Origin of the sequence: Pseudonocardia sp. Ae331_Ps2, from assembly GCF_001932405.1 — a bacterium.
GTDB lineage: Bacteria > Actinomycetota > Actinomycetes > Mycobacteriales > Pseudonocardiaceae > Pseudonocardia.
Window position 1 is genome coordinate 341,163 of sequence record NZ_MCIM01000001.1, and the last position, 17,229, is coordinate 358,391.

Annotated in this window: 19 protein-coding genes; 13 read left to right on the forward strand and 6 right to left on the reverse strand. The window is 73.0% G+C overall.

Translation table 11 applies throughout. From position 1 onward, the window contains the following. Positions 1-28: 28 nt before the first annotated feature. Together Ae331Ps2_RS31775 and Ae331Ps2_RS01690 are read right to left on the reverse strand one after the other, a co-directional pair. The gene (locus Ae331Ps2_RS31775; RefSeq protein ID WP_170918314.1) at positions 29-805 is read right to left on the reverse strand and encodes an MmpS family transport accessory protein; all 777 of its coding nucleotides are present in this window, start codon (positions 803-805) and stop codon (positions 29-31) included. Between the two features lie 690 nt (positions 806-1,495). Beyond that, positions 1,496-1,981, reverse strand: coding sequence for a MarR family winged helix-turn-helix transcriptional regulator (locus Ae331Ps2_RS01690; RefSeq protein ID WP_063718602.1), 486 nt, complete (start codon positions 1,979-1,981; stop codon positions 1,496-1,498). Between the two features lie 57 nt (positions 1,982-2,038). Between Ae331Ps2_RS01690 and Ae331Ps2_RS01695 the strand changes: the two genes are divergently transcribed. Further along, positions 2,039-2,818: an SDR family NAD(P)-dependent oxidoreductase gene (locus tag Ae331Ps2_RS01695; RefSeq protein WP_075311204.1), complete on the forward strand. Its 780-nt coding sequence runs from the start codon at positions 2,039-2,041 to the stop codon at positions 2,816-2,818. Positions 2,819-2,885: 67 nt separating this feature from the next. Here Ae331Ps2_RS01695 and Ae331Ps2_RS01700 read toward each other — a convergent pair whose 3' ends face one another. After that, on the reverse strand, positions 2,886-3,491 hold the full coding sequence (locus tag Ae331Ps2_RS01700) for a TetR/AcrR family transcriptional regulator (protein WP_075311202.1): 606 nt from the start codon (positions 3,489-3,491) through the stop codon (positions 2,886-2,888). Between the two features lie 47 nt (positions 3,492-3,538). On the opposite strand from Ae331Ps2_RS01700, the gene Ae331Ps2_RS01705 reads away from it, so the two are divergent. Beyond that, complete coding sequence (locus tag Ae331Ps2_RS01705; RefSeq protein ID WP_075311200.1) at positions 3,539-4,417, forward strand: SDR family NAD(P)-dependent oxidoreductase; 879 nt, start codon at positions 3,539-3,541, stop codon at positions 4,415-4,417. Between the two features lie 50 nt (positions 4,418-4,467). Next, positions 4,468-4,755 (forward strand): hypothetical protein, encoded by a 288-nt coding sequence (locus Ae331Ps2_RS32955; RefSeq protein WP_233147618.1) that lies wholly within the window; start codon positions 4,468-4,470, stop codon positions 4,753-4,755. Between the two features lie 79 nt (positions 4,756-4,834). Here the strand turns inward: Ae331Ps2_RS32955 and Ae331Ps2_RS01715 are convergent, their stop codons facing one another. Beyond that, on the reverse strand, positions 4,835-5,167 hold the full coding sequence (locus Ae331Ps2_RS01715; protein WP_083695133.1) for a Dabb family protein: 333 nt from the start codon (positions 5,165-5,167) through the stop codon (positions 4,835-4,837). Positions 5,168-5,289: 122 nt separating this feature from the next. Here Ae331Ps2_RS01715 and Ae331Ps2_RS01720 point away from each other — a divergent pair, with 122 nt between their 5' ends. From Ae331Ps2_RS01720 to Ae331Ps2_RS01750, 7 genes are read left to right on the forward strand one after another with little or no spacing between them, the layout of a single operon-like run. Next, positions 5,290-6,264 carry an LLM class flavin-dependent oxidoreductase gene (locus Ae331Ps2_RS01720; protein WP_075311196.1) on the forward strand — a complete coding sequence of 325 codons (975 nt, stop codon included), beginning with the start codon at positions 5,290-5,292 and terminating at the stop codon, positions 6,262-6,264. A gap of 14 nt (positions 6,265-6,278) precedes the next feature. After that, positions 6,279-7,052, forward strand: a complete 774-nt coding sequence (locus Ae331Ps2_RS01725; protein WP_075311194.1) for an enoyl-CoA hydratase-related protein — start codon at positions 6,279-6,281, stop codon at positions 7,050-7,052. 2 nt (positions 7,053-7,054) lie between these two features. Then, positions 7,055-8,194 (forward strand): acyl-CoA dehydrogenase family protein, encoded by a 1,140-nt coding sequence (locus Ae331Ps2_RS01730; RefSeq protein WP_217695635.1) that lies wholly within the window; start codon positions 7,055-7,057, stop codon positions 8,192-8,194. Beyond that, complete coding sequence (locus Ae331Ps2_RS01735) at positions 8,187-9,224, forward strand: acyl-CoA dehydrogenase family protein (RefSeq protein WP_075311190.1); 1,038 nt, start codon at positions 8,187-8,189, stop codon at positions 9,222-9,224. The genes Ae331Ps2_RS01730 and Ae331Ps2_RS01735 overlap by 8 nt, the downstream gene beginning before the upstream one ends. Next, the gene (locus Ae331Ps2_RS01740; RefSeq protein ID WP_075311188.1) at positions 9,221-10,813 is read left to right on the forward strand and encodes an AMP-binding protein; all 1,593 of its coding nucleotides are present in this window, start codon (positions 9,221-9,223) and stop codon (positions 10,811-10,813) included. Before Ae331Ps2_RS01735 ends, Ae331Ps2_RS01740 begins: the two co-directional genes overlap by 4 nt. A 4-nt stretch (positions 10,814-10,817) precedes the next feature. After that, complete coding sequence (locus Ae331Ps2_RS01745) at positions 10,818-11,678, forward strand: SMP-30/gluconolactonase/LRE family protein (RefSeq protein ID WP_075311185.1); 861 nt, start codon at positions 10,818-10,820, stop codon at positions 11,676-11,678. A gap of 54 nt (positions 11,679-11,732) precedes the next feature. Further along, positions 11,733-12,938 carry a TetR/AcrR family transcriptional regulator gene (locus tag Ae331Ps2_RS01750; protein WP_075311183.1) on the forward strand — a complete coding sequence of 402 codons (1,206 nt, stop codon included), beginning with the start codon at positions 11,733-11,735 and terminating at the stop codon, positions 12,936-12,938. 190 nt (positions 12,939-13,128) lie between these two features. Here the strand turns inward: Ae331Ps2_RS01750 and Ae331Ps2_RS01755 are convergent, their stop codons facing one another. Beyond that, entirely contained in the window at positions 13,129-13,509 is a 381-nt protein-coding gene (locus tag Ae331Ps2_RS01755) for a DUF6506 family protein (RefSeq protein WP_075311181.1), read from the reverse strand. A gap of 126 nt (positions 13,510-13,635) precedes the next feature. Between Ae331Ps2_RS01755 and Ae331Ps2_RS01760 the strand changes: the two genes are divergently transcribed. Further along, the gene (locus Ae331Ps2_RS01760) at positions 13,636-14,109 is read left to right on the forward strand and encodes a hypothetical protein (RefSeq protein WP_075311179.1); all 474 of its coding nucleotides are present in this window, start codon (positions 13,636-13,638) and stop codon (positions 14,107-14,109) included. Between the two features lie 358 nt (positions 14,110-14,467). Here Ae331Ps2_RS01760 and Ae331Ps2_RS01765 read toward each other — a convergent pair whose 3' ends face one another. Continuing rightward, entirely contained in the window at positions 14,468-15,208 is a 741-nt protein-coding gene (locus Ae331Ps2_RS01765) for an alpha/beta fold hydrolase (RefSeq protein WP_075311177.1), read from the reverse strand. Between the two features lie 51 nt (positions 15,209-15,259). On the opposite strand from Ae331Ps2_RS01765, the gene Ae331Ps2_RS01770 reads away from it, so the two are divergent. Together Ae331Ps2_RS01770 and Ae331Ps2_RS01775 are read left to right on the forward strand one after the other, a co-directional pair. Further along, positions 15,260-15,682: a MarR family winged helix-turn-helix transcriptional regulator gene (locus Ae331Ps2_RS01770; protein WP_075311175.1), complete on the forward strand. Its 423-nt coding sequence runs from the start codon at positions 15,260-15,262 to the stop codon at positions 15,680-15,682. Between the two features lie 518 nt (positions 15,683-16,200). Next, the gene (locus tag Ae331Ps2_RS01775; protein ID WP_075308805.1) at positions 16,201-17,172 is read left to right on the forward strand and encodes an IS30 family transposase; all 972 of its coding nucleotides are present in this window, start codon (positions 16,201-16,203) and stop codon (positions 17,170-17,172) included. The last annotated feature ends 57 nt before the right edge of the window (positions 17,173-17,229 follow it).

A 17,229-nucleotide genomic window follows, 5' to 3' on the forward strand; every position in this document is an offset into this window, starting at 1 on the left:
CCGCGGCACCACCCGCCGGGGTCGCCGGTCAGTGCCGGGCGACGCAGGACACCGCGGAGTAACCGCTCCCGGCCGTCTCCTCGGAGATGACGGCACCGTCGACGAGGATCCGGCACGAGATCTCGCCGTCCCCGCCGGAGGCGATCACCGAGTACTCGGCGGGCTCGTCCGAGGCCGTGACGGCCCGCCGCCAGGGCAGCGGGACCTCGGAGGCCTGGCCGACCGACGACCCACCGCCGAAGGTGATCATCCGTGACGTGCCGGAGCCGTTCACCTCGAAGGTGACCTCACCCGGCGCGCCCCCGGCGGCGTCGGGAGCCGGCGCGCCGTGGGGCGCGGTGTCCGCCTCCGGGGTGTCGGCGGCCGGGACGACGCCGGGCTGGCCGCCGCCGGTCGACGCCCCGAACGCGACCGACCCCTCCCGCCACGCGGCCGGGGTCTGGTCCCCGGTGCCGCCGAACACGGCGAACCCGATCGGCACGGCCGCGGCAGCCGCCGCGGCGACGCCGACGACCCACGGCCATCGGCGTCGACGGGGCTCCGCCCGCACCGCCCGTCGGCGTCCGCGCCGCGGCGGGTCCTCCGGGCGGTCGTCGGGCTCCACCCCGATGTCGTCGGCGTCGGTGTCGAGGTCGGCGCCACGGTCGAGGTCGGTGTCGAGGTCGAGGTCGAGGTCGCGCGGGTCGTACCCGAGGTCGTGCGGGTCGGCCGGCCGGGCCTCGACGAGCGGCAGTCCGCGCGCGTCCCACGCCGTCTCCGGGGCCCGGTCGACGCGTCGGGGGCGGGCGGCACGGAGGTCGGGCACCGGTCCGGTCTCCGGACCGTCCCACGGGTCCGGGTCGTCCCCGGGGCCGGCGGTCGCGAACCCGCCGAGGCCGTACCGACTCCCGTCGCGGTCCTCGGCCCGCCGGCGGCCGCCGTGGCGGGGACGACCACTGTGGTCGTGCCCGGGCGGGGACACGACCGCCGGCGGCCGGCGCACTGGGTGCGGCCGGGGCCGCACCGTCGCGCTCTGACGCGCTCCTTCGGCGTACGGGTCCTCGGGGTACGGGTCCTCGGGGTAGGGCTCCTCGGTCGGTGATCCCCCGGGAGTCCGGTCGGACGAGGGCGCGCCCGGTCCGGCGCTCTCCGGTGCACGGCGACGCCCGCGCCGGGAGCCGTGGTCGATCCGGCCCGCTCCTCGCCGGGCGAGATCGTCACGCTCCGTCATCGACCCGGGACGACCCCGCGTCCCGACCGATCGACCCCCGGGTTCCCCTGCGGGCGGGAAGACGATCCCGGCGACGAGGTCCTCGGGCGAGAGATCACGGGCCGGGCGCTCCACATCGCCGCCCGACCGGTCCATCACCTCGACCGACCGGCGTCGTCCGCGGCGGGCCACCGGGGACGACTCGTCCCCGAGCACCCAGCGACCCGAGTCCGGGTCCCATCTCGGTCCTGACACGACGCCCCCCTGCGGTAGCCGTCCCGATTCAACGAATCGGAGGCGCACCGGTTACGGACCGCGGTCGCCATCACCCCGTTCGGCCCCACCACCGCGGGGGTCCTCCCGGTCGGCGAGCCGGACGAGCGTGGCCCAGAACTCGTCGCCCCTCGGGCTGGAGGTGGGGGCGAGCAAGACCCGGCGGACGGCGTCGGCGTGCGCGGGCCGGGCTGCCCGCAGCGAGCGCAGGCCCGATTCGGTGACGACGACCCGACGCCGCCGGTCGGCGTCGGTGTCGCGGTCGACCAGCCCCCGTTCGGCCATCCGTCCCAGGTGGCGCGACAGCCGCGCCCGCTGCCATCCGAGCATGTCCCCGAGCTCCTGCTGGGCCATCCGTCCGCCCCCGTGCTCGACGACCCGCGACAGCACCGAGAAGTCCGCGACCGACAGCCCCGACGCGTCGCCGATCGCGGTGGCGACCGCAGCGTTCACGGCATCGTTCGCGCGCTTCCACGCGACCCACCGGGCGGTCTCGGCCTCGTCCAGCGGCGGTGTCATGCAGATCATCCTACCGGCCGGTTGTCATGTAAACCCAGCAGGTCCACCATTATTTACATGACAACACCTGACACACGCTCGGTCCTGATCACCGGAGGCAGCGCGGGCATAGGTCTCGGGCTCGCGAGGCGTTACCGGCGAGCGGGACACCGGGTCCTGGTCACCGGGCGGGACGCCGGGCGGCTCGCCGCGGTCGCCGCCGGCGAACCGGGTGTCGAGACCTTCGCCGGTGACCTGGCCGATCCCACGGAGCGTGAACGGCTGGCCGAGCACGGCCGCCGGGTACTGCCCGCGCTCGACGTCCTGGTCAACAACGCGGGTATCCAACGGCGGGTGGGGATCGCCGCGGACGACGCCCCGTGGTCGGAGGTCCAGAACGAGATCGACGTGCTCCTGTCCGCTCCGCTGCACCTGTCCCGGCTGCTCGTCCCGATGATGCTGGACCGGGGCGGGCCCGCTCTCGTGGTCAACGTCAGCTCGGGTGGCGCCTTCGTCCCGCAGACGTTCGCCCCCGTCTACAGCGCGGCGAAGGCGGCGGTGCACAGCTACACCGTGACCCTCCGGGAGGCGCTGGACGGAACCCGCTGCCAGGTCGTCGAGCTGATCCCGCCCGCCGTGGCGACGGGCCTCGCCGGACCGGGCGCGGCCCACGGCGCCGACCCGGACGAGTTCTGTGACGCCGTGTTCCCCCTGCTGGACGGGTCCCGGCCGGAGGTCGGGTTCGGCCCGACCGCCGAGCCCGGCATCACCGCACGGATCGATGCGGAACGCCGGGCGTTCCTCGGGTCGGCCGCGCGGGCGGGCGTTCCCGGGTTCGCTCCGGCGTCGCGGCACTGATCGGCTCCACGGTCACCGAGGCACCGGAGTCGACCGGTCGCCCGCGCGGCGGGGCGCATCCGGGCGCTCAGGGCGCGAGCGCCCGGCACGCGCGCCGCACGACGGCGTCGCCGTAGGCGTGGTCGAGCACCCCGGTCCGCAGCTGCCACCGGTGGAAGACCGGCGCGACGACCAGCTCGAACGCCTCGACGTCGCCCACGGAGCCGTCGATCTGACCGGCGGCCCTCGCCGTCGCGAACCGGTCGGCGAACAGGGCGATCTGCGGGGCGAAGACCTGTTCCAGCACCTGCGCCCCGATGCCGGTGTCGACGAGCGCCTCGACGCACAGCGCCCGCAGGAGCGCGTCCCATCCGGGGTCCGCGAGCTCGTCGACGACCGACCGCAGCACCGCGGTCAGGTCGGCGACCAGGTCACCGGTGTCCGGTATCCCGCCGCCGGCGGCGGCCGCCGCGTTGCGGTGGGCCACGGCGTCGACCAGCAGGGCACCCCGGTGCGGCCACCGCCGGTAGAGGGTCGCCTTGCCGACACCGGCACGCGCGGCGATCGCCTCCATCGTCACCTGCGGATACGGCAGCTCCGTCGCCAGGGCCAGCGCCGCGGAGAGCGCGGCCGTCCGTGCCCGTTCGGAGCGACCGACCGGTGCCGACGGGCGGTCACGGCTGTCGTCGTCCACCCGGCCACGATAGCAATCGATACGGAACGTTCCGTATCGTTGTGGGCATGAGCGCCCGCCCCGCCGAGGAGAGCCCCGTGACCGAACGACCTGTCTGGTTCGTGACCGGCGCCGGCCGCGGCCTCGGCCGGGCGCTGACCCGGGCCGCGCTCGACGCCGGGGAACGGGTGGTGGCCACCGTCCGCCGCGCCGACGCACTCGCCGACCTGGACCGGGAGTTCCCGTCGACGCTGCACGTGGCGGTCGCCGACGTCCGCGAGCGGGACGCGGTCCGAGCCGCGGTCGCCTCCGGCATTGCGCGTTTCGGCCGGCTCGACATCGTGGTCAACAACGCCGGGTACGGCCTCGTCGGCGCGATCGAGGAGGTCGACGAGACCGAGGCGCGCGGCATCGTGGACACGAACCTGCTCGGCCCGCTGTGGGTCGCGCAGGCGGTGCTCCCCCATCTGCGCGCCCGGGGCGCCGGGCACATCGTCCAGATCTCCACGACCGGCGCGGTCGGCGCCATGCCCACCCTCGGTCTCTACAACGCGGGCAAGTGGGGGTTGGAGGGCTTCTCCCAGGCGCTCGCCGGTGAGGTTTCGCGCTTCGGCGTCCGCGTCACCGTGGCCCAGCTCGGCGGGTTCGACACGGACTGGGCGGGCTCGGGGATGCACTTCGCGAGCCCGTCGGCGGACTACGACGACCTGCGGCGCGAGCTGTTCGGCACGGCCGAGGTGCCGTGGCGGACCGAAGGCCCGCTCGGTGCGCCCGTGGCGGAGGCGGTCGAGGCCCTGCGCCAGCACGTCCACGCACCCGACGGCCCGTTCCGGCTCCTGGTCGGGGCGGACGCCCCCGACCAGGTCACCGCAGCGCTGCAGGCCCGGTGCGAGGACTACGCCGCGGACGACCGCTTCGTCTGGCCGGCTCCGGCCGCCACGACCTGACCCACCGGGACCGGCCTCATGCCGTCCCGGCCCGCACTGCGCAGCTCGCGATGCCCGACGAACGGCAGGGCCATCCCGATCAGCGGGGCCTCCCGGGCCGCCGGATCGTGCTCGACCGCGCGCTGCCGCACCACCGCGCCGATCCGGTACCCGTGCTCGTCCGGGCCCGCCGAGGTCAGCTCGGGCACGGCCGGGAGGAGTGGGCCGAGCCGCGCATGATCACCATCGAACTGGGGCTGGAGATGGAGCACGCGGCCCTGCGGTTCTGGAACGCGCTGGCCACCGACGACCTCGACCGGCTCCGTCGCGAGCGGGCCGAACGCGACCCGCGCAGCTGACCGGCCCGCCACGCCACGGGCCCGACGGCGCCCGGTGCGCGCAACGACGGGTCAGCACCGGAGCCCGGGCCACCGAGGCTCAGTCCGGTTCGACGACGTGGAACTGGACGCTGTGCACGGACCGGACGTGGTCCCGGGGCACCGCGAGATGGGCCGGGTGGGCGAGGTAGGTCCGGAAGTCCTCGACGCTCGCGAACTCGGAGACGACCGCGTAGTCGGCGTTCGTCGGACGCTCACCGAGGTCGGAACCCTGCCGGGTGCGCAGGGGGACGCCGACCTGGCCGGGCAGCCGCGCGATCGCGTCCCGGAACGCCTCGACGTCGGCCGTGGTCGCGGACTCCGTGAACGTGAGCGTCAGACAGTGCACCAGCATCTCGACCTCCATGTCGACCCAGTGAGCAGTGATGGACATTCGCGCATCGACGACTGCTGATCGATCTGTTCGCCCATGCTATCCAGTTATCGCTGATTGACAAGCTATGTCCATCGGCCCTAACTTCCGACTCCCGACCCCTTCGACCGGGAGACCCGACAATGAAGCTGGGATGCTCGTTCGCCACGTCGCTGGAGACTCCGGAGCACATCCGCATCGCGGAGGAGCTCGGCTACGAGAGGGCGCTGTGCTACGACTCGCCCGCGCTGTACCCGGACGTCTGGATGGTGCTGAACCAGGCCGCGGAGCGGACCGACCGGATCGTGCTGGGGCCGGGGGTGCTGATCCCGAGTCTGCGCCACCCGATGGTCACCGCCTCGGCGATCACCACGCTGGTGCACACGGCCGGGCCGGACCGCGTCCTCATCGGGATCGGGAGCGGTTTCACCGGCCGCCTCGCCATGGGCAGACCACCGGTGCCGTGGGCGCGGGTCGAGCACTACACCGAGGTCGTGCGGGCCCTGCTGCGCGGCGAGCAGGTGGAGTGGGAGGGCGCGACCATGCAGCTCATCCAGCCCGACGCCCGCTTCGGCCCGGCCCTGCCGATCTCGGTCCCCTGGGGGGTCGCGGGCGAAGGCCCGAAGGGCACGGGGGTCGCCCGGTCCCTGGGCGCGGAGCTGTTCCGGATCACCGCGCCCGAGCCGGGCTTCGGGCCGCAGATGATGATGCTCATCGGCACCGTGCTCGACGAGGGCGAGGACCCGGGCTCCGAGCGCGTGATCGACGCCGCGGGCCACGGCGCGGGGCTGTTCCTGCACTGGGCCGTCGAGCACGGGGTGATCGACGAGCTGCTCGGCGAGAGCGGCCACGCGTGGGCCGCGGCCTACGACCACATCCCCGAGGGCGTCCGTCACATCGCCCTGCACGACCGGCACGTGGTCGGGGTCAACGAGATCGACCGGCCTTTCGTGACCGGCGAGGTGATCACCGCGGCCGGGCTCGCGCTGACCCGTGACCAGTGGCGGGACCGGTTCGCCGAGCTGGAGAAGGCCGGCTGCGACTGGCTCCACTTCCAGCCCGCGGGCAGCGACGTCCCGCGCGAGCTCGAGGCGTTCGCCGCCGCCTACCACCGTTGAGGAGAGGACACCCCGTGAGCGATCTGCAGTTCCTGAAGTGGGAGACCGAGGGCCCGGTGGCCACCGTGTGGCTCGACCGCCCGCCGGTGAACGCGGTCGACCAGCAGTTCTACCGTGAGATCCGCGCGTTCTTCGGCGACGTCGAGCGTCACCTCCCCGAAGCACGCGTCGTCGTGCTCGCCGGGCGGGGGAAGCACTTCTGCGCGGGCAACGACCTCGACGCGTTCCGGACCCTGGACCCCGACAACGCCCCGGAGCAGCTCGAGCAGGCCCGGGAGGCGTTCTGGGCGATCTACGACTCCGCCTACCCGGTGATCGCGGCGGTCCACGGGGCCGCCGTGGGGACGGGTCTGGCGATCGCGGCATCGTGCGACCTCGTCGTCGCGGCGGAGGGTGCCCGGTTCGCCACCCCCGAGGTCACCGTCGGGGTGCTGGGCGGCGCGAAGCACCTGTCCCGGCTCGTGCCGCAGGGCGTGGTCCGGCTGATGCACTACACCGGCGACCTCTACCCCGCCGAGACGCTGCTGCCCTACGGCGGCATCGTCGAGATCGTCCCGGAGGAGCAGCTCCTCGCGAAGGCCCGGGAGCTGGCGCGATCCATCGCCCGGCACAGCCCCGTCACGCTGCGGCTGGCCAAGCGCAGCCTCAACGGCATCGAGTACCGCGACCTCAGGTCCGGCTACGAGTTCGAGCAGGACCGGACCCGTGAGCTGTCCGGCTACGAGGACTCCAAGGAGGCCGTGAACGCGTTCCTCGAACGCCGCGAACCGGTCTACACGGGACGGTGACCGTGGAATCCCTGGAGGACTTCCGGGCCCGGGCCCGGGCCCGGCTCGCCGCGACCGGGGCCCCCGAGGTCCCGTCGGACCCCGACGCCCGGTTCGCGGTGCTGAGCCGCTGGCAGAAGACCCTGTCCGACGCCGGCTGGCTGGGCCTCGCCTGGTCGCGGGAGGCGGGCGGTGGCGGGCTCACCCATGCCCACCAGCTGGTGTTCGTCGAGGAGCTCGTGCGGGCCCGTGCCCCCCAGCCCGTCGGCCTGATCGGTCTGGAGGTCGTCGGGCCGTCCATCGACCGCTACGGCACCGACCGGCAGCGTCGCGAGCTGCTGCCCCGCATGCTCTCCGGCGAGGACATCTGGTGCCAGGGCTTCTCCGAGCCCGACGCCGGGTCCGACCTCGCCTCCCTGCGCACCCGCGCGGTCGCCGACGGCGAGGACTACGTGGTCAGCGGCCAGAAGATCTGGACCAGCTGGGCGCACGAGGCGCAGTGGTGTGCGCTGCTGGTCCGTACCGACCCGACCGTGCGCAAGCAGGCGGGCATCAGCTACCTGCTCGTCGACATGACGAGCCCCGGCATCACCGCCCGGCCCATCCGGCAGATGACCGGCGACCGGGAGTTCTGCGAGGTCTTCCTGGACGAGGTCCGGGTACCGCGGCGGAACCTGCTCGGGGACGAGAACGACGGCTGGACGATCGCCACCCACACGCTGGGCAGCGAGCGCGGGGCGGCCACCCTGCGCCGCCGGGTGGAGCTCGAGGTCGCGCTGGAGGACGCCGTCGGCGAGCTCCGCGCGCACGGTGTCGCCGGGGCCCGGGCCCGGGCCGCCGTCGGGCGGGCACAGGTCGCCATGCGGGTCCTCGACGCGCAGACCCGGCAGACCACCGCCCGGCTCGTCGCCGACGCCGGCCCGACACCGCTGGACTCCGTCGACAAGCTCGTGCTCAACGACGTCGAGCAGACCGTGTTCGCCGAGATCGCGGGGCTGCTGGGCGCACTGCGCGCGGTGCCCGGCGCCCGGCCCGGCGGCCTGCGGTCCGACCGCTGGGCCCGTGAGCACCTCTACTCGCGGGCCGCGTCCATCTACGGCGGCTCCGCCCAGATCCAGCGCACCATCGTCGCCGAACGACTCCTGGGGCTGCCCCGTGGCTGATCACGACGACTTCGCGTCCGCCGTGGACGACTACCTCACCCGGTCCCACACCGGTGAACGGCGGCGTGCGCTCCTGGACGGCGGGGGCTGGGACGCGGGCCTGGCATCCGAGCTCGCCGGACTGGGCTGGTACTCCCTGGCCGTGCCGCAGGACCGGGGCGGGATCGGCGCACCACCGGCCGCTCTCGGCCATGTGTTCCTGGAGTACGGACGGCACCTGCTTCCCGGGCCGCTGCTGGAGAACAGTCTGCTGCCGGCGCTGGTCGAACAGATCGTCCCGGCCGCCGACGGGACACCGCCCGCGCTCGTCGACCCCGGGGCGTCGGTCCCGGGCGACCTCGGGTCGGTCGCGGTCACCGGGCGGGAGGTCGTCGGGTCCGTCGCCGCCGTCCGGTTCGCCGCGCAGGCGGGGGTGCTCGTCGTCGTCGACGGTACGACGGTCTGCCTGGTCGACCCGGACGCTCCCGGGGTGCGCGTCGAGCCCCTGGCCAGTGCCGATCCGGGGGTCGCGTTCGCGTCCGTCTCCTTCGACGGCGCGGTGGCCCACACCCTGGTCACCGACGACGGGCTCGGGGACCGGATCCGGTCGTGGGGCCGGTTGCTGCTCGCCTGCGAGCTCGGCGGTCTCGCCCGCGGCGCGCTGGACCGCACCGTGGCCCACGTCGGGCAGCGCGAGCAGTTCGGCCGGCCGATCGGCGGCTTCCAGGCCGTCAAGCACCTCGTCGCCGACATGTCCGCGCGGTCGACCGGCCTGCACAACCTCTGCCTGGCCGCCCTCGCCGACGCCGGCGGGGCGTCGCCTCCGGAGCTGGACCTGATCGCCTCGACGGCCAAGGCACACGCTGCGGACGCCGCCGTCCGGGTCTGCGAGGACGCGATCCAGCTGCACGGCGGCATGGGCTTCACCACCGAGACCGACGTCAGCTGGTACTACCGGCGCGCCCTGGCGCTGCGCGGCTGGTACGGCGACGAGACCGAGCTGCGGCACCACGTCGGCGCGGCGCTCCTGGACCCCGAGAGGCAGTCATGAGAGCGACCAGGCCCGACGACGAGCAGGCCCGGCGCAACGTCGAGGCCGGTCACTGGGCGGGGAACCTCGTCGACGGCCACCTGGCCACGGCCGCGGCGCGCAGCCCCGAGGCGACCGCCGTCGTCGACCGGGGGCGGCGCTGGACCTACCGCGCGCTCGACGAGGCGGTGAACCGGTTCGCCTCGGCGCTGCACGGGCGCGGGGTCGGCCCCGGCGACGTCGTGTCCTGGCTGCTCCCCAACCGGGCCGAGGCGGTCGTCGTGCACCTCGGGGCGATCCGGCTCGGCGCGGTCAGCAACCCGATCATCCCGATCTACCGACACCGCGAGACGGCGTTCATCCTGCGCCAGGCCGGCTCGAAGGTCGCCGTGGTCCCGCGGCTGTTCCGCGACTTCGACTACCCGGCCATGCTCGACGAGATCCGCGACGAGGTCCCCGAGCTGGAGACCGTCGTCGTGGTGGACGGCGGGGACGGCACGCTGAGCTTCGACGCTCTCCTCGGCGAGGGCCGGGCGGACGGTGTCCGGACGCCCCGGGCCCCGGACGACATCGCCCTGCTGCTCTACACCTCCGGTACGACCTCGGCGCCCAAGGGCGCGTTGCACAGCCACGACACCCTGGACCACGAGAACCGCAGCATCATCGACTTCTTCGGGCTCTCCGCGACCGACGTCGTCTTCATGCCCTCGCCGGTCGGCCACATCATCGGTGTCCTCTACGGACTGCAGCTGCCGTTCATGCTGGGCAGCGCGGTCGTCCTGCTCGACGTGTGGGAGCCCGGTCGGGGTCTGGAGCTCATCGAGGAGCACCGGTGCACGTTCACGGTCGCGGCCACGCCGTTCCTGCACGGGCTCGTCCACCACCCCTCGCTGGCCGAACGCGACGTGAGCTCGCTGCGCGTCTTCGCGTGCGGCGGCGCCGACGTCCCGCCGGAGCTGGTCCGGGCCGCGACCACGGCGCTGGGCTGCACCGTCAGCCGGGGCTACGGGTCCACCGAGTACCCGACGGCCACGGCCTGCAACGCCGACGATCCCGTGGACAAGCGCGCGCGGACCGACGGCAGGCCGATCGGCGCCACCGAGGTACGGCTCGCCCCGGACGGTGAGCTGCAGGTGCGCGGGCCCGAGCTGTTCCTCGGCTACCTCGACGCCTCGCTCAACGCCGCGGCCTTCACCGACGACGGCTGGCTGCGTACCGGCGACCTCGCCCACATCGACGACGACGGCTACGTCGAGATCACCGGGCGCCAGAAGGACATCATCATCCGCGGCGGGGAGAACATCAGCGCCAAGGAGATCGAGGACCACCTCTTCGAACACCCCGCGGTCGCCGACGTCGCCGTCGTCTCCTCCCCCGACCCGGTGCTCGGGGAACGGGTCTGCGCCGTCGTCGTCGCGCAGACCGGTCGCGAGGTGACCCTGCCGGCGCTCGTCGAGTGGCTGACCGCGCGGCGGATGGCCCGCCAGAAGCTCCCCGAGCGCCTGCTCCTGGTCGACGACCTGCCCCGCAACCCCAGCGGCAAGATCCAGAAGTTCCGGCTCCGCGAGCTGGCGCGCGAGCACACGACCCTCGAATCGACACGGAAGTGACGCGATGAAGCTCCACACCCCGACCGGGTTCTCCACCGGACACCAGTTCCTCGAAGGCCTGCGCTGGCACGACGGCGCGCTCTGGGCCAGCGACTTCTTCGCCGGCACGGTGCTGACCTTCGCCCCCGACGGGGACGCCGCCACGGTCGCCCGGGTTCCGGGCGCACCGTCGGGCCTGGGGTTCCTGCCGGACGGCACCCCCCTGGTGGTCTCCCAGACCGACGCGACGATCCAGCGGATCGGGACGGACTGCGCGCTGAGCACCTACGCCGACTTCAGCGACATCGCCGGTGGCCCCGGGAACGACATGCTCGTGACGTCCGACGGGCACGCCTACGCCGGCAACTTCGGGTTCGCCGTCGGAACCGAGGACCCGCGGCCAACGGCGTTGGCGCACGTCGACCCCCACGGCACCGTCCGGCGTGTCGAGGGCGACGTGCTGTTCCCCAACGGCATGGCGCTCACGTCCGACGGGCGCCTCCTGCTCGCGGAGACCTTCCTGCACCGGATCACCGCCTACCACCGCGCGCCCGACGGGACCTTGTCGGACCCGCACGTCTGGGCACAGCTGCCCGAGACGTTCATGCCGGACGGCATCGCCCTCGACACCGACGGAGGGGTGTGGTTCGGCAATGCGCTCACCACCGGGGACGACGCCGGCTTCTACCGGGTGGTCGAGGGCGGTGAGCTGACCGACAAGGTCCCCGTGACCGGAGCGCAGGCGGTCGCGTGCGCGTTCGGCGGCGAGGACCTCGCCACGCTGTACATGAGCTGTAACGCCACCACGGTCGAGGAGTTCGTCCGTGGGCAGTCGACGGGGGCCGTCGCCACCGCGTCGGTGGGGCGGCGGGGCACGCCCACCTGAGATCGGGCCGTGGTCTCCCTCGCTAGGATCGGGACGGCGAGAGGAGACCACGGCATGGACGCGGCGAGCGCGCCACCGCGGTCCCGGCCCCGCAACCGGCGGGCCGAGATCGCCCGCAACGCAGGGGAGCTCTTCAGCCTCCGCGGGTTCCACGCCGTCCGGATGGACGACATCGCCGAGGCCAGCGGGATCACCGCGCGGGCCCTCTACCGCCACTACGCCAACAAGCGGGCCCTGCTCTCGCACGTCGTGCTCGAGGACCAGCAGCACGTCGTCGACACGATCACGACGCTGGCCGCGCTGCCGCCCGGTGAGCGCGGCCTCGACACCACGCTCGGCGCGCTCACCGAGGCCGCGCTGGACAGCCGCCGGCTCTCCCTGTTGTGGCAGCGCGAGGCCCGCCACCTCGACGCCCAGGACTTCCAGCTTGTCCGCGACAGGACCCGCTGGATCGGCAGGCAGCTCGACGAGCTCCTCCTCTCCCCCTCCCGCGGCGACCTGTCCCCCGAGGTGACCGACCTCCGCAGCTGGGTCATCGTCAGCATCATCTCCGGAGCGGGCTTCTACGACACCCCGCTCCCCCGCGCCCGGCTCGCCCAGCAGCTGGCCGAGGCGAGCAGGCGGGTGATCGCCGCCCCCGCGGCCACCGTCGCGGACGGCTCGGTGGGGACCTCCGACCGGGCGCCGTCCTCCCGCCGCGAGCAGCTCGTCGGGGCCGCTGCGCGGGAGTTCCGCGCGAAGGGCTTCGCCGGGGTGAGCATCGACGACATCGGCGGCCGGGTCGGCGTCGTCGGGCCCGCCCTCTACCGGTACTTCGACACCAAGGCCGACATCCTGGTCGCCGCCGTCACCCGGCTGCACGAGTGGCTCGCGCTGGAGACGACACGCGCACTACGCACCCCCGGCCCGGACGAAGCGGTCCTCGGCCTGCTCGTAGCGGGCTACGTGCGCGTCGCGCTCGAGGCGACCGACCTGCTCGCCGTCCGGCTGACCGAACGGCTCTACCTCCCCGACGCCGCCCGCGAGCGCATCGACCGCATCCAGGCCGACGAGGTGGCGGAGTGGCAGCGATGGCTCTCGGCGGCCCGCCCCGACCTGCCCGACGCCGACGCCGCGACGCTGGTCAGGACCGCGAGGACGATCGTCGACGACTGCGCACGGATCCCCCACCTCCGGCGCTACCCGGTGGCGGCGGGCGAGCTGACGGGCGCCGCCCTCGCCGCGCTCGGTCTTCCCCCTCCCGCGGAGCACCGGGCCTAGGTGTGTCTCCTCGCCCGTCCGGTCGCTGATCACCGTCGGGTGGTCGAGGTCCCCTGGCACACCGACCCCGCCGAAGCCGCGACGGGGCCCGCGGCGAGCGCGCCCCTCCCCCGCGGCCGGCTCCGCCGTGCGCATCTCGCCGACGAGCCGGCTGCGCACGGGGTGAACGCACGCCGTGGACCAGGCGGCGCTATCGGCGACCGGGTGCCGGTGAGGACGCCGCGTCGGGGGTGGAGGCGGCGGCCGACAGCGCCGCGGTGGCCGCCGTCGCATAGGCCGCGGCAGCCGGGATCTGGTCCACCCCGAACACGACGTGCCCGACGGCTGCGTGCTCGCCGACGGCGGCGGCGACCGCGGCCACGTCACCGCTGCCGAAGCCGCCGCACAGCTCGATCAGCGTGACCTGTTCGTCGCGGACGAGGCCGGCGGCGACGGCGGGGGCGTCCGCCGTCGAGGCGACGGCGACGATCAGCGAGCGCTGCCCCCCGGAGTCGAGGACGAGGCGGTCACGCGCGGGATCGGCGCCGGGGTGCTCGAACAGGTAGGCCCAACAGGCCGTCGAGGTGCTCATGCGGTGAGCTTCGGGGCTGACCCCGGCTTCAGGTCAAGACCTGGGCGGAATCCCCCGCTGACACGGGGTCCGCGCTCGCCGGAAAACCGCTCCCGAGCGGCCGTGGCAGTCCGGTAGTTGTGCGGCATGAGTCTCGACGAACAGTGGCCCACACCGGAGCTGATCCAGGCGGCGGTGGACCGGTTCACCGCCCGGATGCCCGGCTGGACCCCGACGGCCGCCTACGGGGTCGCGTTCGTCCCGACGGACGACGGCACCGGGTGGTCGTTCCCGGTGGTCAACGTCGGCTGGCTGCACCGCCTCCCCGCGCTGGTCCTCGGGATCGTCACCGGCCGACGGACGGGCACGGGAACCTACGACCTGACGCCCGCCGCTCTGCAGAGCGCGGTGGATCTCCTGGCCCCGGCCGAGGCCGCGCTCATGTACCGACACCCGAACCTCGCCGCGTGGCGAGCGATGCTCGGGCGCATCGCGGCAGGTCAGGACGGGCGGATAGTGGCGGTGTTCGTCGATTCGCTCGACGACGAGCCGAGCAGCCCGCTCGACGCCGTGTTCCGCGCGCAGATCGCCCGGGGCGAGTGCTCGGAGCTGCACGTGTGACCGGTCGGCCACTCGCCCCGGGGCTCCCGTAGCGTCGCCGCAGTGCCTCGTTCCGAGCCGTCGGGTCGTCCGCGGGAGGATGGGTCGAGCGACTCGCTGGCCCTGACGTTGACCTCGGTGTTCAACTCCGTCGCCGGTCTGCTGGGGTTCCTGATCCTGGCATGGGTAGAGCCGCAGCGCCTTGCGGGGCAGACCGGTGGCGCGGGCGAACCCGCCGGTCGTGAACTCGTCCACGTCGCCTCCTTCGTCAACCGAGCCACATGCCCGGCAACGACGACGCTCCGGGTGGCCCCGAGGGCCGGGTCAAGCGGCTCGACGCCAGGATCTCGCGACCGGTGAGGTGCCGGTTCGGCCGGTCTCAGAGCCGAGCGAGGAAGGGGTCGATAACGGCCCACGTCGCGGCAGGCGCTTCGAGGTGGGGAAGGTGCCCGGCAGCGGGGACCTCGGCGAAGGACGCGCCCGGGATCGCCGCCGCGACCGCGCGACCGTATGCAGGCGTGACGATCCGGTCGCTGGCGCCGTACACGACCAGCGTCGGTACTGCGATCGCCCCCAGTCGGCCGAGGAGGGTCGCATCGCTCAGTGTCGGTCCGGCCAGGGCGGCCATCGCCCGTCCGTTGGACTGCTGGACGGCGCGCTGCTCGTCCGTCAGTGAAGCCGGGTCCCGGTAGCCACGCTCGGGGTCATGCCAGGCCGCTTCGGCGAGCCCCCGCGCATCGAGGGCGAAGAAGTCGGCACCTGGCTCGCCTTCGACGACCGCACCTGTCCCGTTGATGTCGAGCACTGCGCCCACCGTGCCGGCGAACCGGTCGTCGGCCGCGGCCTGCAGCGCCATCTCGAGTGCCACCCAGCCGCCGATGGACGAGCCGACGACGATGACGCCGCACTCGCCCTGTTCACGAAGTCGTGCGAGGTAGTGCGTCGCGAGATCGGCGATGGAAGCGACGCTGTCCACTCCGGGGGTGCCGTCCCAGCCGGGGTGGGTGGGGGCGATGACGCGCATCGACGCGGAGAGGTGCTCGACGAGCGGCGCGACGGTGCCAGGACCACCCCCTCCATGGAGGACGAGCGCGGTGCGGGTGGTGTCGGGGCGAGCCATGGTCACTCCTGTATCAACATATTGATCTAAGTATGTTGATACAGTAGCACCGTGGCAACGGATCTCGAACTGCTCGGCCAGATGATCAAGCGGGCGCAGTACCGCAACCACCGGGCGTTGGATGCCGCCCTGCAGGAGGCCGGCGTGACACTCGTGCAGTGGGATGCCCTTCGCGCGATCGACCGGATGCCGGGAGCATCCGGGCACACGCTCGCGACGGCGACCTTCCAGAGCGATCAGGCGTTCGGCACGCTCGCGAATCGGATGCTCGGTCGCGGGTTGATCGAGCGCACGGCGGGGCGGGGTCGACGCCTCGAGCACACCCTCACCGAGACCGGGCGGGCCGCCCTGGCCGAGGGGCACCGCATCGCCGCCGGAGTGCTGGACAGCCTGTTCGCGGCGCTCGACGAACCGGCGCGAGCGACGCTGGCCCGGGTCCTGGGCGACTTGGTCGCTCAGGACCCCGGGGCCTGAACCGCCCTGGGTGCCGTAGAGACTCTTTCTCGGAAACGAAGATGAGGTCCTGCCCTCAGATCGATCCCCTGGGAGCCGACCACACGGCCATACGCCGAGGAGGAGACGGCCCGGGGCAGGTACAGATGGTCCGCACCCTGCCTGCTGAACTGGGCCACGCTCACGGCACGGTTCGGCAGGTCACAGTCTGACTCGGCCAGCGGGGCGTTGCCGTGGCCCACCAAGGACCTTCTGTGGTTGTAAGCATGGGCGCCTTTGACAGCTCCACACCCTCCGCAGGAGGTCCTCGCCATTCAAGATCAGTAAGGTCGTGTCGTCACATGACCTCGACCGACGTCTCTGGTCAGTACACCTAGATGCCACTCTCAGCGTGAACGGAACTCGAGGGACCGTGACCCGCAGGATCACCGCCACCAGAGAGCCCACCATCGTAGGCAGGAGCAACAGGTGGGTGAGTTCTGCCGGTCGTAGCACTTGATCTTGGCGAGTTGGGCGGGACAGGATGTTCCGTGCGTGAAATGTTGATGTTGTCGGATCGGGAGGAGATCTCGAGGGGTCTGGCGGAAGGCTTGTCCTACAAGCAGATCGCCTCGGTGGTGGGTCGTGATCCGTCGGTGATCTCTCGTGAGGTCCGTCGCCACGGCGGACGCCACGAGTACCGGGCCGCGGCAGCGCAGGAACGGGCCCAGGCGGCGCGGGCGCGCCCGAAGCAGCTCGCGGTGGACCGCTATCCGCGGTTGCGCGGGATCGTGCACGCTCTGCTGCGTCGTGGCTGGTCACCGGCCTCGATCGCGGGCCGGTTGCCGACCGAGTATCCCGACGATCAGGCTTGCCGGGTGTCTCACGAGGCGATCTACCAGTGGATCTATGCCACCCCGGTGTCCACCCTGGCCCGCGAGCTGCTCGCACTGCGCTCCGGGCGCACCACTCGACGTGGCGGACGGAAGCCACCACCGGCTCCGCGGATCAAGGACCCCGTCTACATCGACGAGCGCCCCGTCAACGCCGAGGGGCGTGTGGTGCCCGGGCACTGGGAGGGTGACCTGATCATCGGCAAGGACGGCAAGACCGCCGTCGGGACCCTGGTCGAGCGCACCTCCCGGTTCCTCGTGCTCGTTCCGCTGCACGGGCGCGACTCGCTGACCGTCGGCCGTGGGGTCATCGCCGCCACCAGTGGCCTGCCCGCCCACATGCGGGCCTCGCTGACCTGGGACTGCGGGGCGGAGATGGCCGGCCACGCCGCCGTCACCAAGGGGTCGATGCCGGTGTACTTCGCCCACCCGCACTCGCCGTGGGAACGCGGCAGCAACGAGAACCTCAACCGCATCGTGCGCGAGTACTTCCCGAAAGGCACGGAAATCACCTCGGACCCGAAGTATCTGGCGATGGTGGCTTGCGATATCAACGACCGACCCCGTAAGATCCACAACTGGAAGAAGCCCTCCGAGATATTCGCCGAACTCGTTGAGCTAGATGCTTCGACCGCCTGAATTCGCCGTGGTCACCCGCACGAGTGGTCCAGTAACACTCCGCTGCTCTTGGCTGAT

What these genes read in the sequence shown, in the direction of transcription:
- Ae331Ps2_RS01690 (WP_063718602.1), bottom strand. Translation starts at nt 1,981, where the DNA reads ATGACACCGCCGCTGGACGAGGCCGAGACCGCCCGGTGGGTCGCGTGG.
- Ae331Ps2_RS01695 (WP_075311204.1), top strand. Translation starts at nt 2,039, where the DNA reads ATGACAACACCTGACACACGCTCGGTCCTGATCACCGGAGGCAGCGCG.
- Ae331Ps2_RS01705 (WP_075311200.1), top strand. Translation starts at nt 3,539, where the DNA reads ATGAGCGCCCGCCCCGCCGAGGAGAGCCCCGTGACCGAACGACCTGTC.
- Ae331Ps2_RS32955 (WP_233147618.1), top strand. Translation starts at nt 4,468, where the DNA reads ATGCCCGACGAACGGCAGGGCCATCCCGATCAGCGGGGCCTCCCGGGC.
- Ae331Ps2_RS01715 (WP_083695133.1), bottom strand. Translation starts at nt 5,167, where the DNA reads ATGTCCATCACTGCTCACTGGGTCGACATGGAGGTCGAGATGCTGGTG.
- Ae331Ps2_RS01720 (WP_075311196.1), top strand. Translation starts at nt 5,290, where the DNA reads ATGAAGCTGGGATGCTCGTTCGCCACGTCGCTGGAGACTCCGGAGCAC.
- Ae331Ps2_RS01740 (WP_075311188.1), top strand. Translation starts at nt 9,221, where the DNA reads ATGAGAGCGACCAGGCCCGACGACGAGCAGGCCCGGCGCAACGTCGAG.
- Ae331Ps2_RS01745 (WP_075311185.1), top strand. Translation starts at nt 10,818, where the DNA reads ATGAAGCTCCACACCCCGACCGGGTTCTCCACCGGACACCAGTTCCTC.
- Ae331Ps2_RS01750 (WP_075311183.1), top strand. Translation starts at nt 11,733, where the DNA reads ATGGACGCGGCGAGCGCGCCACCGCGGTCCCGGCCCCGCAACCGGCGG.
- Ae331Ps2_RS01755 (WP_075311181.1), bottom strand. Translation starts at nt 13,509, where the DNA reads ATGAGCACCTCGACGGCCTGTTGGGCCTACCTGTTCGAGCACCCCGGC.
- Ae331Ps2_RS01760 (WP_075311179.1), top strand. Translation starts at nt 13,636, where the DNA reads ATGAGTCTCGACGAACAGTGGCCCACACCGGAGCTGATCCAGGCGGCG.
- Ae331Ps2_RS01765 (WP_075311177.1), bottom strand. Translation starts at nt 15,208, where the DNA reads ATGGCTCGCCCCGACACCACCCGCACCGCGCTCGTCCTCCATGGAGGG.
- Ae331Ps2_RS01775 (WP_075308805.1), top strand. Translation starts at nt 16,201, where the DNA reads ATGTTGATGTTGTCGGATCGGGAGGAGATCTCGAGGGGTCTGGCGGAA.